At 66.3% G+C, this 15057-nt stretch carries 9 protein-coding genes; 5 read left to right on the top strand and 4 right to left on the bottom strand.

Annotated elements, in window-relative coordinates:
• Nucleotides 1-7 precede the first annotated feature (7 nt).
• From ACWDTF_RS12125 to ACWDTF_RS12115, 3 genes are all read left to right on the top strand, one after another.
• Complete coding sequence (locus ACWDTF_RS12125; RefSeq protein WP_355273322.1) at nt 8-2410, top strand: excinuclease ABC subunit UvrA; 2403 nt, start codon at nt 8-10, stop codon at nt 2408-2410.
• Nucleotides 2411-2513: 103 nt separating this feature from the next.
• Nucleotides 2514-3749, top strand: coding sequence for a glycosyltransferase 87 family protein (locus tag ACWDTF_RS12120; protein WP_240857258.1), 1236 nt, complete (start codon nt 2514-2516; stop codon nt 3747-3749).
• Nucleotides 3750-3883: 134 nt separating this feature from the next.
• Nucleotides 3884-5314 (top strand): cytochrome P450, encoded by a 1431-nt coding sequence (locus ACWDTF_RS12115; protein ID WP_240857257.1) that lies wholly within the window; start codon nt 3884-3886, stop codon nt 5312-5314.
• 233 nt (nt 5315-5547) lie between these two features.
• Here ACWDTF_RS12115 and ACWDTF_RS12110 read toward each other — a convergent pair whose 3' ends face one another.
• Together ACWDTF_RS12110 and ACWDTF_RS12105 are read right to left on the bottom strand one after the other, a co-directional pair.
• On the bottom strand, nt 5548-10896 hold the full coding sequence (locus ACWDTF_RS12110; RefSeq protein ID WP_355273327.1) for a cation-translocating P-type ATPase: 5349 nt from the start codon (nt 10894-10896) through the stop codon (nt 5548-5550).
• 83 nt (nt 10897-10979) lie between these two features.
• A complete protein-coding gene (locus ACWDTF_RS12105) occupies nt 10980-12014 on the bottom strand; it encodes an LLM class F420-dependent oxidoreductase (protein WP_355273330.1) in 1035 nt (344 codons plus the stop codon).
• Between the two features lie 126 nt (nt 12015-12140).
• Between ACWDTF_RS12105 and ACWDTF_RS12100 the strand changes: the two genes are divergently transcribed.
• Nucleotides 12141-12716, top strand: coding sequence for a PadR family transcriptional regulator (locus ACWDTF_RS12100; protein WP_240857254.1), 576 nt, complete (start codon nt 12141-12143; stop codon nt 12714-12716).
• A 25-nt stretch (nt 12717-12741) separates the two neighbouring features.
• On the opposite strand, the gene ACWDTF_RS12095 is transcribed toward ACWDTF_RS12100, so the two are convergent.
• Both ACWDTF_RS12095 and ACWDTF_RS12090 read right to left on the bottom strand, forming a co-directional pair.
• Nucleotides 12742-13152 carry a nuclear transport factor 2 family protein gene (locus ACWDTF_RS12095; RefSeq protein ID WP_355273333.1) on the bottom strand — a complete coding sequence of 137 codons (411 nt, stop codon included), beginning with the start codon at nt 13150-13152 and terminating at the stop codon, nt 12742-12744.
• Between the two features lie 72 nt (nt 13153-13224).
• Nucleotides 13225-14358: a threonine synthase gene (locus tag ACWDTF_RS12090; protein WP_449754446.1), complete on the bottom strand. Its 1134-nt coding sequence runs from the start codon at nt 14356-14358 to the stop codon at nt 13225-13227.
• Nucleotides 14359-14436: 78 nt separating this feature from the next.
• On the opposite strand from ACWDTF_RS12090, the gene ACWDTF_RS12085 reads away from it, so the two are divergent.
• Nucleotides 14437-15057, top strand: a complete 621-nt coding sequence (locus tag ACWDTF_RS12085) for a TetR/AcrR family transcriptional regulator (RefSeq protein ID WP_355273339.1) — start codon at nt 14437-14439, stop codon at nt 15055-15057.

The following is a 15057-nucleotide window of genomic DNA, read 5'->3' as shown; positions in this document are numbered from 1 at the left end:
TCGACACATGCCTGCAAGAACTTCCAAATCCGCTGTGGCACAGAGCGACCACGTCGCAGACTCGCATGATCGGATCCGGGTGCACGGCGCCCGGGAGAACAATCTGAAGAATGTGAGTGTCGAACTGCCCAAGCGTCGGCTCACCGTGTTCACCGGGGTTTCCGGTTCGGGCAAGAGTTCCCTGGTGTTCGCCACGATCGCCGCCGAATCCCAGCGGATGATCAACGAAACCTACAGCGCCTTCGTCCAGGGTTTCATGCCCAGCCAGTCGCGGCCCGACGTCGACGTCCTCGAAGGTCTCACCACCGCCATCATCGTCGACCAGGAACGGATGGGCGCCAATGTGCGGTCTACCGTGGGCACCGCCACCGATGCCAACGCACTTCTCCGAATCCTGTTCAGCCGCCTCGGAAAACCGCACATCGGATCCCCGCAGGCGTTTTCCTTCAACGTCGCATCCATCAGCGGAGCCGGGGCCGTCACCATCGAACGCGCCGGCCAGAAGGTCAAGGAACGCCGCAGTTTCAGCATCACCGGCGGAATGTGTCCCCGGTGCGAGGGCCGGGGTGAGGTCTCCGACTTCGATTTGACCGCACTGTACGACGCCGAAAAGTCGCTCAACGAGGGCGCTCTCACCATCCCCGGCTACAGCATGGAAGGCTGGTACGGGCGGATCTTCCGGGGGTGTGGCTTCTTCGACGCGGACAAGCCGATCGCCAAGTTCACCAAGAAGCAGTTGAACGATCTGCTCTACAAGGAACCGACCAAGATCAAGGTCGAGGGCATCAACGTCACCTATGAGGGGCTGATCCCGCGGATTCAGAAGTCGTTCCTGTCCAAGGATCGCGACGCCATGCAGCCGCACATCCGGGCCTTCGTCGACCGGGCGATCACGTTCGCGACCTGTCCCGAATGCGACGGCAGTCGGCTGTCCGCCGAGGCGCGGTCGTCGAAGATCGGGGGTGTCAGCATTGCCGACGTGTGCGCGATGCAGATCAGCGACCTCGCCGAATGGGTACGCGGCCTCGACGAGCCGTCCGCCGCACCGCTCATCGAGACCCTGCAGGCCACCCTCGACTCCTTCGTCGACATCGGTCTGGGATATCTGTCCCTCGAACGTCCGGCCGGCACACTGTCCGGGGGAGAAGCCCAGCGCACCAAGCTGATCCGCCATCTCGGGTCATCGCTGACCGACGTCACCTACGTCTTCGACGAACCGTCGATCGGTCTGCATCCGCACGACATCACCCGGATGAACGAGCTGTTGCTGGCACTGCGCGACAAGGGCAACACGGTGCTCGTGGTCGAGCACAAGCCGGAGGTCATCACCATCGCCGACCACGTCGTCGACCTGGGTCCGCACGCGGGCACGGACGGCGGCGAGGTGATGTTCGAGGGCACTGTCGACGGTCTGCGCGCCAGCGACACGCTCACCGGACACCACCTCGACGACCGCGCGCGCCTCAAGGAGTCGGTGCGCGAGCCTTCGGGCACGTTGCCGATCCGCGGGGCAAACACCCACAACCTGCAGGGCGTCGACGTCGACATCCCGCTCGGTGTTCTCGTGGTGGTCACCGGCGTTGCCGGGTCCGGCAAGAGCTCGCTCATCGAGGGTTCGGTGACCCGCGAAGAAGGTGTGGTGTCGATCGACCAGACCGCGATCAAGGGGTCCCGACGCAGCAACCCGGCGACCTACACCGGTCTCCTCGAACCCATCCGCAAGGCGTTCGCCAAGGCCAACGGCGTCAAACCCGCACTGTTCAGTGCCAACTCCGAGGGCGCCTGCCCGAACTGCAACGGCGCGGGAGTCGTCTACTCCGACCTGGCGATGATGGCCGGGGTGGCCACCGTGTGCGAGGTGTGCGACGGCAAGCGGTTCCAGGCCGAGGTCCTCGACTACAAGCTCGGCGGTCGCGACATCAGCGAGGTCCTCGAGATGTCGGTGGCGCAGGCAACCGAGTTCTTCGGTGACGGCGATGCCCGGATCCCGGCCGCCCACAAGATCCTTGTGCGGTTATCCGACGTCGGCCTGGGCTACCTGAAGGTCGGTCAGCCGCTGACGACCCTGTCCGGTGGTGAGCGGCAGCGCCTCAAGCTGGCCGCACAGATGGGGGAGAAGGGCGAGGTCTACGTCCTCGACGAACCGACGACCGGACTGCACCTGGCCGACGTCGAACAACTGCTCGGGCTCCTCGACCGCCTCGTCGACTCCGGTAAGTCCGTCATCGTGATCGAGCACCATCAAGCAGTGATGGCGCACGCCGACTGGGTCATCGACCTCGGACCGGGCGCCGGCCACGACGGCGGCCGGATCGTCTTCGAGGGCACGCCCGCCGACATCGTCGCGGATCGGTCGACCCTCACCGGCGAGCACCTCGCCGAGTACGTGGATCTCGCCGCCGCGAGGTGACCCTCGACACGCCCGAAGGTCGCCCACCAGGCACGTCGGAGTACCTGCCCCCGGTACCGTCGGGTCTGCGCGATACGATCCCGACTCGGAAGAGAGGTCGGTCGTGACGGCACTGGCGAACAGCTATCTGCGTTCGGCGCCCGCGCGGTGGGTCGCGCTGGTCGCGTTCGCCATCGGCGCGTTCCTGTTCATCTTCGTCTTCCCGAACCAGCCGATGACGCCGTATCGCATCGACTTCGACGTCTACCGCACGGGCGCGCAGTACTTCCTCGACGGCGGACGGCTATACGACCAACTGCCGCAGCTGTCGCAAGGCGCCTACCTGCCGTTCACCTACCCGCCGATCGCGGCGGTGCTGTTCACGGTCTTTACGATCGTGCCGGTCTGGGTGGGTTCGGCCATCTTCACCGCGATCTCGATCGGCCTGCTGTTCATCGTGATGCGGCTCGTGATGTCGCGAATCCTCGACCGGACCGCCGCGGAGATCACCTGGCTGGTCTTGCCGTTCGCGGCGGTCGCGCTGTGGTTGGGCCCGGTGCGCGACACACTGACTTTCGGCCAAGTCAACATTCTGCTCATGGCACTGGTGGTGATCGACGCGCTGGTCGGACGCGGTCGCTGGTGGCGGGGTCTTCTCGTGGGCCTCGCGATCGCGATCAAGCTGACCCCCTTCGTCTTCCTGCTCTTCTTCGTCCTCCGCCGGGATTGGCGCGCGGCTGTCGTCAGCGTCGTGTCGGCGCTCGCGTTCCACGGCATCGGCTATCTGCTGGCGCCCAAGGATTCGGTCCAGTACTGGACGGAGTCACTGATCGACACCGACCGCATCGGCAGCCCCATCTTTGCCAACAACCAGTCGATCAACGGCGAGCTGCAACGCCTCGGCATCGACTCACGCGCCGTCTGGTTCCTCCTCGCGCTCATCGTGGGCCTGTTCATCGCGTGGGTGGCGTGGCAACTCATGCGAGCGGGAACCGAGGTCGGCGCGCTCCTCGTGGTCGCGATGTCGGCGTTGTTCTGTTCTCCGCTGTCGTGGGATCAGCACTGGGTGTGGGTTGCCCCGCTGATGATGGCAATGACCGTCTGGGGCATCCGAACCGTCCTGCCAGGGGCCGTCGCGTGGTGGTTCCTCGTCGTCGCAGGCGTCGCGATCTTCCTCATCGTGCCCCACCAGCGCGTACCCAACCGCTACGAGGTCGAGCTGACCTGGACGTGGTGGCAGCACCTCATCGGATCGACGTACCTCATCTGGGGACTCGCTGTCCTCGTCGCGTTGGGCGCGGTCGCAGCGCGTCTGCCGCGTGACGTCGCGCCGCAGCGCGAACTCGAACACGTCGCCTGACAATCCTCCGACCGATCTCCGCGAATCGATGACGCGGTCGAATTCTGCGTCCTACACTCACGCTTGAAACAGTTCAACGAATTCGTGTCATCGCGGGTGGTGCCGCCGCGCGATCGGACGGGCGGGAGTACGACGTGGCAGATACGAAGAAGCTTTTCCAGAACACGCTGGCGCGAATCAACAAGGCCTACCCGAGTCCGCCGCGACCGCTCGCGGAGCCGCCGGCCGGTTCTGGCCTCAAGCCGGTGATGGGTACGGCCGGGCTGCCGTTGATCGGCAACACGCTGGAGGCGTTGGCCGATCCGCTGAAGAGTTCGATGGACCGTTTCGAACGCTTCGGACCCGTGACGTGGTCCGGTTCGATCGGCATGAACGTGGTGAATCTGGTGGGACCCGACGCGATCGAATGCGCGTGGATGAACCGCGAGAAGGCCTTCTCGAGCGAGGAGGGATGGGAGCCGATGATCGGCCCGTTCTTCCATCGCGGAATCATGCTGATGGATGCACCGGACCACATGTATCACCGCCGCATCATGCAGCAGGCGTTCACGCCCGCCCGACTCAAGGGCTACCTGGGCATGATGACCCCGCACATCGAGAAGACCCTCGCCAATTGGCCCATCGAAGACGGCTTTCCGATGTACTCCCGTACAAAGGACTTGACCCTGTCGCTGGCGACCGAGGTGTTCATGGGCGCGTCACTGAACGAGACCGAGGCGCACGCTCTCGAGGACTCCTTCGAAGCCGCGGTTCGTGGCGGACAGGGCCTCGTCCGCTTCGACACCAAGAAGTTCGGCACCTGGACACGTGGATTGCGCGGGCGAGAGGCGCTGCAGCGCTACTTCCGGTCGGAGATCGCCTCCAAGCGAGCCGGCGACGGCGACGATCTGTTCAGCGTCCTGTGCCACAGCGAAAGTCCCGAGGGCGACACCTTCAGCGACGAGGACGTGGTGAACCACATGATCTTCGTCATGATGGCCGCCCACGACACCAGCACCATCGCGTTGTCGATGCTCGCGTATTTCCTCGGTCGCTACCCGGAGTGGCAGGAACGGCTGCGCGCCGAATCGCTGGCCCTGGACAAGCCGACCCTCGACTACGACGACATCGACAAGCTGCCCAGCCTCGACCTTGCCTTCAAGGAGACGCTCCGCATCAACGCTCCGGTCGGCATGTTGTTCCGAAAAGCCATCCAGGACACCGACATTCTGGGTCACTACATACCAGCCGGCACCATGATCGGCATTCATCCGTGGACCACGATGCTGCGCAAGGAATGGTGGCCGAACCCGACGCACTGGGATCCCGAGCGATTCGCCGACGACCGTCGTGAGGACAAGGTCCACCGGTTCGCGTGGGCACCCTTCGGCGGCGGCGCACACAAGTGCATCGGCCTCTATTTCGGTGGCATGGAAGTGAAGTCGATCATGCACCAGATGCTGCAGCGCTTCGAGTGGACGGTGCCCGCCGACTACCGACTCGAACTGACCTACGGCACCGGCCCCACACCCGCCGACGGACTCCCCATCGACATCCGACGACGGACGGCCTACGTCCCCGCCTGACCCGTTGACCGTGCGCCCAAAATCGTTGACCGTGCATCGAAATTCGTTGACCGGTCCGACGGACGCCCGCAAAAAGTAGGGGAAGAAACTCTTCCCCTACCCTTCGAGTCCTCCCCGCGAAATTCCTAGCGGACGACTACGAACCCCGGGGAAGAAGTTCTTCCCCTAGATTCTGCGGGCAGAGCGCGAGGGTATCTGCCCAGCTCAGCGGGGTAGTCACCCAGATCTTGGGATCAGTTCTCCGCAACGTTGCTGTGCGTGGTCGACCTTGCCGCTTTCTTGGCCGGCGCCTTCTTCGCGACGGTCTTCTTGGCGACGGTTGCCTTCTGCGCCCCAGCCTTTGTTGCAGCAGCCTTCTTTGCCGGTGCCTTCCTTGCAGCGGTTTTCGCCGGCACCGCCTTCTTCGCTGCCGCCTTCTTCGCTGCCGCCTTCTTGGCGGCCGCCTTGGCCGGTGCTGCCTTCTTGGCCGGTGCCTTGGCGGCTGCCTTCTTTGCGGGAGACTTCTTGGCCGCAACCTTCTTCACTGCAACCTTCTTCGCTGCAGCCTTCTTTGCCGGTGCCTTCGTCGCCGCCACCGTCTCGACACGCGTTGCGGTCAATTGTTTCAGCGCACCCGGGGGAAGTTGTGCGACAACCTCTTCCACCTCGGCGGCCACTTCTTCGACCTCGGCTTCGGCCTCTTCGACGCGCTGTTCGAGATGGCGCGTCGTTGCCGCATGCCCGACGCCGACCGCGAGTGCCACCGGCCAATCGATCACCTCGAGCACCGCCAGTAGACCGAGCGCACCGTAGAACGCAAGCTGGTCGGGGGAGGGCACAGAGATCCGTCCGAGGACCGGCACCTGCACAGCGAAGCGTTCCGCCTCGGCGACCAACTTCGAGACGTCGCGGTGTGAGTCGACGAACGACCGCGTCGCTTCCAACAAATCTTCTCTCCATTCGGGCACGGGGTACTGACTTCCACCGCTTGTTCGGTTAGGCTGTCCTGCATGACCGAGATCGGCCGTGCCATCGGCCCGGACACGTTGCTCGCCGCCGGCGTTCGTGTGCTCACGCCGCCGATCCGCGAAGTTTACGCGCTGCTCGTTCGCGCCGGTGTCCTCGTCATCGACGACGAGTGACTCTGCGCGACTACGCGCCTGCTGCCCCATCCGTTCGAGGACGTCCGGGGCGATCTTGGACACCACCATGGCGGCGCCCGCTCCGGTGAGCGCCTGACCCCATCCGACCGGCCCGAGGGGCGTGCACCCGAACAGGGAGCTCAGACCCGGGGTCGTGATCACGCCCGCCATCAGGATGAACGTGCCCACGCTGGTCATCACGACCAGCTTGCCGTGCGATTCGTCGACGATCTGGGTCAACTGGGTGAGCACCAGGCCGGCCAAGCCGACGGTGGCTGCCCGCTGCGGCGTCCCGCCCGGTCGTGCGAGCAGCCACGAGAGCGTGGCACCGACCGCCGTCGACGCGCCGTGAGTGTAGATGGCCCGCCAGAGCGCTGCCTCGTCGAAGTCCGCGAGACCGTCGCCGACCTGGGGGCTCACCGCGAGAGCCGCTGCCGGCAGCGCATCGGTGAGCATGTTGATGAGCAGGATCTGACGCGCCGACATGGCGGGCTTGCCCGTCACCGTACTGGTGATCAGCGCAAAGCTGACCTCACCGAGATTGTGTCCCACCAGCATCGACACCGCGGCCTGGACCCGACGCCACAGCTGGTGCCCTTCATCGATCGCGTCGATGAAGGCGCCGATCTGGCCGTCGAGTAGCAAGACGTCGGCCGCGGTGCGGGCCGGGTCGCTGCCGCTCGAGACGATGCCGACCCCGACGGTGGCCGCCCGGATCGCTGCGGCGTCGTTGGCGCCGTCACCGACCATCGCAGTCACCAGGTCGGCAGCCTCGAGCGCCTGCACCACCTGAACCTTGTGTTCGGGGGCCATCCGCGCGAACACTCGGTAACGCTGTACCGCAGCGATCTGCCCATCGCTGGTGAGGGCCTCCCACGCGGTTCCGGTCATGACCTCGTCGGGTTTCAGCGCCATCCCGAGGTCTCGCGCGATCACCATCGCGGTCACCGGGTGGTCACCGGTGATCAGGCGGACACCGATGTCACGTCGCTGCAGTTCTTCGATGAGGCCACGAGACGTGGGCCGCGCCGTGTCGGCGATCCCGACCGCCCCCAGGGCGCGGAGGTCCTCCGAGCAGAGTTGCGTGAACACGTCGGGATCGGCCCGAGCGGCCTGTGCCTGCTCGGGGGTCAGCTCGCGCTCGGCGACCGCCAGCACTCGAAGTCCTGCGGCGGTCATCTCGTCGATGACCTCGATCAACGACGCCTCACCCGGACGCAACGCGGCGGTGATCGCTTCGGGTGCACCCTTGATCGACAACGTCGTACCGATGATCGCGGCCGCGTACGGACGATCCGACTGGAAGAGGAGATTCGCATCGGTGCCACCGGTCTGCACTCCGATGTCGAGCCCGGCCACCCGGATCGCTTCGTCCGTGGCGTGCACCGAATGCTCACCTCTCGGTGGCGGGATCGTGTGCACCGCGGCCGCGAGCACAGCGTCGTCCTCGACGCCGTCCACCGAACCGACCTCACGCACCCGCAGCTTGTTCTCACTGAGCGTCCCGGTCTTGTCGAAACACACCACGTCCAGCCGTGCGAATGCCTCGATCGCCTGTGGATTGCGGATGAGCACATGTGAACTGGTGAGCTGCCGTGCCGCGGCGAGCTGAGCGAGGGTGGTCACCAAGGGCAATCCCTCGGGAACCGCTGCAACCGCGATGGCGACGCCGCCTGCGACGGCATCGTGCAGCGGGGTGCCGCGCAGCAGGCTGAGCAATCCGACGGCGCCGCCCCCGGCGATGCTCCATGGCAAGGCCTGACCGGTGATCTTCGACAGCTGGGCGGCCAACCCGACCTTGCGGGACTTCCGTGCGGTCATCGCGGTCGCACGGCTCATCTGGGTGGAGGCTCCGATCGACGTCACGATGGCGACGCCTCGTCCCGCGATGACGACCGTTCCCGCGTACAGCGAACCCGTCCGTTCCGCAAGTGGCGCACCGGGTGTCGGCTCGGATGACTTGCTCACCGGCAACGACTCGCCGGTCAACGCGGATTCGTCTACTTCCAATGCGTCGGCTCGGACGATCCGTCCGTCCGCCGGGACCACCTCTCCGGGGCCGACGGCGATGAGGTCGCCCGGACGCAGCCGACTCGCCGGGACCTGTTCCTCGCGATCGCCGGTTCCGGGGCCGACGAGGCGTCTGGCGAGCGGTTCCTGGACGGCCAGCAGTTCGTCGAGGATGCGCTCGGCGTGGAGTTCCTGCTCGGCGGAGATCGCGGTGTTGAGCAGCAGGACCGCGAAGACGAGGCCCGCGTCGAGCGGTGAGCCGAGGAGGGCGGTGGCCGCCGCACCGGTGGCGAGGATCGGGGTGATCGGATCGTCGAGGTCCCCACGGATCGCTCCGACGAACTCTGAGGCCGTCCGCCAGACCGCCGCCACACGGTTGGTGACCGGTTTGACCACCGACACCGAGGTGAGACCGCTCAGCCGTTCCTGAATCGGTTGGTCCGGTGCGGGACGCGGGAGCAGCCGGGCGACCTCACTCACCGGAAGTGCATGCCAATCGTGGCCCAGCTCCGGTATCGGCAGCGACTCGTCGAATACTCCCGAACCCAAGCGGAATCCGGTCCACAGCGCCCCTACGGCAGCAAGATTGACCGACGCCGGTCCGCTGCCCACCACGTCGGGCAGCAGCATGATCGCGCCGATCACCGAACCCGAGACCGACAGTTGGACTCCCTTGTTCGCCGCCGTCTTGGCGACCGGGAGGGCGTGCAGGAAACGCCACACACCGCCCAGGTCGGGGACAAATATGTCGGCACCCCAAGGTGGGGGCGCGTCCCGGTGCCAGACCCCGACCACGACCTCCGCATCGGCGGTCGCCATATCGGTGGCGCCGGTGACGAAAGCGACCGTCGCGCCTCGATCGTGGAGAGTGGCCAGCGCCCGGCGGAGGGCGTCGTCGACGGGTCCGGCGGCATGGAGAAGCTCGTCGAAACCCTGTCCGAGAGAACGCAGTCCGGGGTCGTCGAGCGAGACGATGCGCGCGCCCACCCGTCGGGCCTCGGTGACCACCGCCGAGGAGAGCGGGTCGCGGAGTGGACTGACCAACGCGGTGCCGGTTCCGCCTGCTCCGGGGATCTCGTCGAGTGGGTGGAGGCCGGGAGTCAACAGTCCGTCGTCGAGTGCGGCGCGTGCGGCTTCCCACGCCCGCGCCCGGAAATCGCCGTCCAGTCCGTTGATCTGCGTGACCGTCAATTCGTCGGTGTAGAGCACGCGGGGGTCGATCAGCACCGTGTCCACGGTGTCGAGGTGCCGCAGCACCGACGGATGCATCACGAGTGCGCCGTGTCGGCCCGACAGGCCTCGGGACAGTGCGCACGCGAACGACTGACGCACGCTCCGAACGGGTTTCGGCATCGCCGTCAGCACGGTGTCGGTGGCCATGTCGGCGCTGCCCGACATGACGCCGACGAGCGCGGCGGCACCCACACCGACCGCGGCTGCCTTGTTCGCATAACCGTCGCTGACACCGCTGGTGTGCAGCGATCGTGTTCGCGGCCGCGTCCCGGGCTCGTCGGCGGTCTTGAATGCCTGACGAGTGAGGTTGTGCTCCAATCGGTTCCACGTTCGGCGCCCGTTGACTGCCTCGGCCGCAAGCATGGCGCGCGTGGTCGCGTCGGCGAACAACCCGGTCGGCGAGACGCGCAGTACGCCGACCGACGTACCGATCAACGCGAAGACCAACTCCGACGCCTCGGGGCCCAACAATTCGGTGACGCGGTTTCGGATCGCCGGTGTGTGGTGCGACAAAGAAACCGGGGCGGCGAGGAAGCGGAATGATCCCGGTGCGCCCAGAAGCGACGCCGTGGTCCCGACCACCAGGCCGGCGGTTGCCACCGTGGAACTGAGCAGTCGCGCGCCGAGGGCCGCGTCGTCACCGGGGAGCGTCGCCGGCAACCGCCTCCGGTCGGCGATCACCCCGTGCTCTGCGGTGTCGAGGATCGTGCCCAGCGCTTGCGCACTCGGGCCCCCCCGGTCGACCACGACGACCATGCGAGCGGTTGCCCGATTCAACACCACATCGCGAACTCCGGCAGTGTCGGCGACCGCATCGATCACTGCGCGCGCCAACGCGTCTGGGTCGTCACCATCGAGGCCGCGCACCTCGATCCAGCGCACCTCGCCGCGGGAACTCATTCGTCGGGCCGGCGATGCGGTCAGCGCCTCGCCCACCACCGCGGTGGCGCCGCGGGCGAGGTCGGTCAGCCCGGTGATTTGTTCACCCGCTGCGTCGACGAGAGATCGGGACACGGTGCGCCCCGCCTTGACCGCGGCCTCCCCACCCATGAGTGCGGCACCCGTGGCCACATTTGCGAACCACAGCGGAGCACTGAGCAGACCCATCTGGCGACACCTCCGGCGACGTTTGCGGCAATCGACCGCCGGCGACAGCCCAACGGACTCGGTCCGAAGTCGATGCACGTCGTCGGCGCCATAGGCGATTGCGCTGGCCATTCGAGTCTATCCAACAGGCACAGCCGTCCAGCACGATCGGTGCGGCTGTATCTACGCGGCCGACCCCCGTCAGTCGACCCCCGTCAGTCGAGTAGTGCGGCGAGTTGTTGGACCTGCTCGACGCTTCCGGGCGAGACGAGCATCGTGGTCACACCCGCCTTCTCCCACACGCCGATCTGAGTGCGCACATGTTCGGCGTCGCCGACGATTGCGGAGTCGTCCACCACCTCGTCCGGGATGATCTGGGCCGCTTGGTCTTTGCGGTCGCTGCGGAACAGTGCGGTGACCTCGTCGACGACCTCGCCGTAGCCCATGCGACGGTAGACCTCGGCGTGAAAGTTGGTGTCCTCACTGCCCATGCCACCCATGTACAGCGCGAGGAACGGCTTGATGGCGGCGTACGTGGCCGCCTTGTCGTCGGTGATCACGATCTGGGCGGTCGCGCAGATCTCGAAGTCGGCCCGCGAACGGCGGGCGCCGGCGCGGGCGAATCCGTCGTCGAGCCACTCGTTGTAGGTGTCGGCCATGCGCGGCGTGTAGAAGAGCGGCAGCCACCCGTCGGCGATCTCGGCGGCGAGCGCGATGTTCTTGGGTCCCTCGGCCCCGAGCATCACCGGGATGTCGGCGCGACGGGGATGGGTGATCGGCTTGAGGGGTTTGCCGAGTCCGCTGGCCTCGGGTCCGCCCAACGGCAGCGGGTAATGGGGTCCGTCGCTGGTGACCGGCGCTTCGCGCGCCCACACCTGCCGCATGATGTCGATGTACTCCCGGGTGCGCGCGAGCGGTTTGGCGAAGCGCTGTCCGTACCAGCCTTCGACGACCTGCGGGCCGGAGACCCCGAGGCCCACGATGTGACGCCCGCCGGAGAGGTGATCGAGCGTCAGTGCCGCCATCGCGCAGGCGGTCGGCGTGCGCGCCGAGAGTTGCAATACCGACGTTCCCAGTCGAACCCGCTGCGTGGACGAACCCCACCAGGCCAGGGGAGTGTAGGCATCCGAACCCCACGCCTCGGCGGTGAACACGCTGTCGAAACCGGACGCCTCGGCCGCTGCCACGAGTTGACCGTGGTTGGTGGGAGGCTGCGCGCCCCAGTAACCGAGTTGCAGACCGAATTTCATCACTCACCCTTTCGACCGTGTGGCATCCGCCTGCGGGCGAAACTACGCCGCGCACGCGATTGGATCAAGGGGTGAATAGTCATATTATTGACTAAAGACGACGGATTTCGACGAACGGAGGCACGCATGTCCTTGCGCCATGCCGTCCTGGCCGCGTTGCTCGACGCCGACGCGACGGGCTATCAGTTGGCCAAGAACTTCGATGTCTCGGTGGCGAGTTACTGGTTTGCCACCCCCCAGCAGCTCTATGCCGAACTCGGCCGGCTCGAGACCGGCGGGCTCATCGTCGGCCGTGAAGTCATCCAGGAACGACGCCCCAACAAGCGCATCTTCACTATCACCGACGCGGGTCGCGCCGAACTCGAGGACTTCGTCGGCAACACCTCCAAGCCGACCTTCATCCGAGACGAGCTGCTGGTTCGGGTGTACGCCAGCGATGTGGGTGACCCCGGACCGCTCATCGAGCATCTGCACCAGCGCGCCGAGGCGTCCCTGGCCAAGGCCGAGTTCATCGAGGGGTTGTTGCGCAAGCTCCGCGGGGAGATGTCCGAGGACCGCTTCCTCGCGGAGGGTCGGCGAGTCGGGCCCTACCTGACTGGCCTTCGCGGCAGCGTGTTCGAACGCGAGAACGCCGCGTGGTACCGGCGGGCGGCCGGGGTGCTTGCCGCACGGGCCGCCGTCGCGGTGCCGATCGATCGTTGACGCACCCCAATCGGCAGCGCGACGCTCAGCCTGCGTTTGCCGCGATCTCTTCCGCCGCCTCGGCCTGGATCCGTTCGAACTGCGCACCCATCGCTTCGGCCAGCGCCGAGGCGCCCGACAGCGGCCGGACCATCACCATGAAGTCGTCGATCTTGCCCTCGTCGTCGACGTGCAGGAAGTCGCAGCCGGTGATCGTGCGACCACTCACGACGGTCTCGAAGATCAGCGCATGGTTGCGCCCGTCCGGGTCGGCGATCTCCCGTATGTAGCGGAAGTCCTCGAAGACGCGCATGACGCCGCGCAGGATCGCGGCGGTGATGGTCTTGCCGGGGTAGGGCTTGAACGCGACCGGGCTGGTGAAGACAACGTCATCGGCCAGTAGGTCGGCCATGGCCTGCGTGTCGCCACTCTCGACCGCCGCACGGAAAGGATGCATCTGAGCCAACTCCTAGTAGTCAATTAATTGACTAGATTCTAGGGCGCTCTCATCTCGTGGACAAGGGCGGCGTCATCCCACGACAGCGGCGATCCGGTCCGATGTCTTCGCACCTGTGCCGGTCAGCACCACCACGGTCGTCTCCGAACGCCGGATGATTCCGTCGGAAATGAAGCGGTCGAGCGCCGCTGCGGCGACCGCACTCGTCGGCTCCACAAAGAGACCATGCGATGCGAGAGCGCGCAGCGCAGACACGATTTCATCCTCGGTCACCGCGACGGCGGCCCCCGCAGACCTTCCGATGGCTGCGACGACCTCGGGCAACCGCACCGGACGAGCGATCGCGGCGCCCTCGGCGATCGTCGGGGCCCGCTGCCCGGTCTGGTGAATTCGATTCACGGTGTCGGCGATCGCGGCCCAGTCGCGTGGTTGTCCGACGAGCAGTCGCGGTCGACGATCGATGGCACCCGCCGACAGCAGTTCGGTGAACGCGAGGTCGCAGCCGAGAACGAGGCTTCCCGAGCCGGCCACGACGACGATGTTGTCGGGAGCGGTGAATCCCAATGCCTCCCAGATCTCATAGCCGATTGTCTTCACGCCCTGCACGAACATGGGATGCCAGTTGTGGCTGGCATAGGGGATGCGAGCCGAACGCCGGATGGCCTCGTCACCGACGTCGTCGCGGGTTCCCGAGACGAACACGAGTTCGGCGCCATGCGCCCGCGCCTGGACCACCTTTGACGCCGAGGTCGCCTCTGGCACCAGGATGGTCGCGTGCACACCCGCTGCTGCCGCATAGGCGGCCACCGACGAACCACCATTACCCGACGAGTCCTCCAACACGGCCTGCGCACCCTGCGAGCGCAGATGCGACATCATCACCGAGACACCACGATCCTTGAAGCTCGCTGTCGGATTGAACCATTCCAGCTTGAAGTGCACGCGATGCTCACCCCAATCGAGCAGGGGCATGGGAGTAGCGCCTTCTCCCAAGCTGATTCGGTGACGCTGGTCCACCGGGATCACCGGGGCGTAGCGCCACAACGATCGTTCACCGACGACGATGTCCGCGGACGTGAGGCCAGGCAGCCGGCTCACAGCGAGGGGCGACCCGTCCGCCCCTCGCCACCGCGGATCGGTCAGCTCGTATCGCGTGCCGGATCGGTCGACGAGGTAGGCAGACGATGTCCGACGGTCGGCGCACATGTCTTCCGAGGCTAGACCGTCCGCGCCGAGGTCGAAACGATCCTCGTGATCGCGGCCCGATCTGCCACACTCATCACGATGGGTGCCAAAGGCGGCCGCGTGTACAGCGGCGTGGAGGTCGACGAGCGTGTGGCGCAGCGTCGAAGCAGGCTGTTGGAGGCCGGTCTCGACATTCTCGGCGATCCACGCGGAGACGACGACCTCACACTTCGCGTGATCTGTCGGCGCTCGGGGCTGGCCCAGCGGTACTTCTACGAGAGCTTCGCCGACAAGGACGTCTTCGCTGCCGCGGTGTACGACTGGGCGATGGCACAGGTAATCGACGAGGTGCAGGGTGCGCTCGCGAGCAGCACATTCCGCGCAGGAACGCGTGTGGGTGTGACCCAACTGATCCGCACCATCGCCGGTGATCGACGCATCGGCGAGATGCTGTTCGGGCGGCATCAGACCAACGATGTGATCGTGGCCAAGCGGTTCGAGTCGACCGCGGCGTTCGTCGCGCTGTTCAGCGCGCAGTCGGGCGACCGGTTTCGTCCCGACGAACACGGCAAGCCGCCGCTGATCTCCCACTTCCTGGTCGGTGGGGTCGCGCAGGCTATCGCCGCATGGCTCAACGACGACGTGGACGTCAGCGAAGATCGCCTTGCCGACCAACTCGTCACCTTGCTCACGTCCAACGGCGTGGGGCAACCACAGTGA

Source organism: Gordonia sp. NPDC003422, assembly GCF_053588675.1.
Note: the sequence above shows the minus strand (reverse complement) of the source record. Positions and strands in the feature narration are given on the sequence as shown.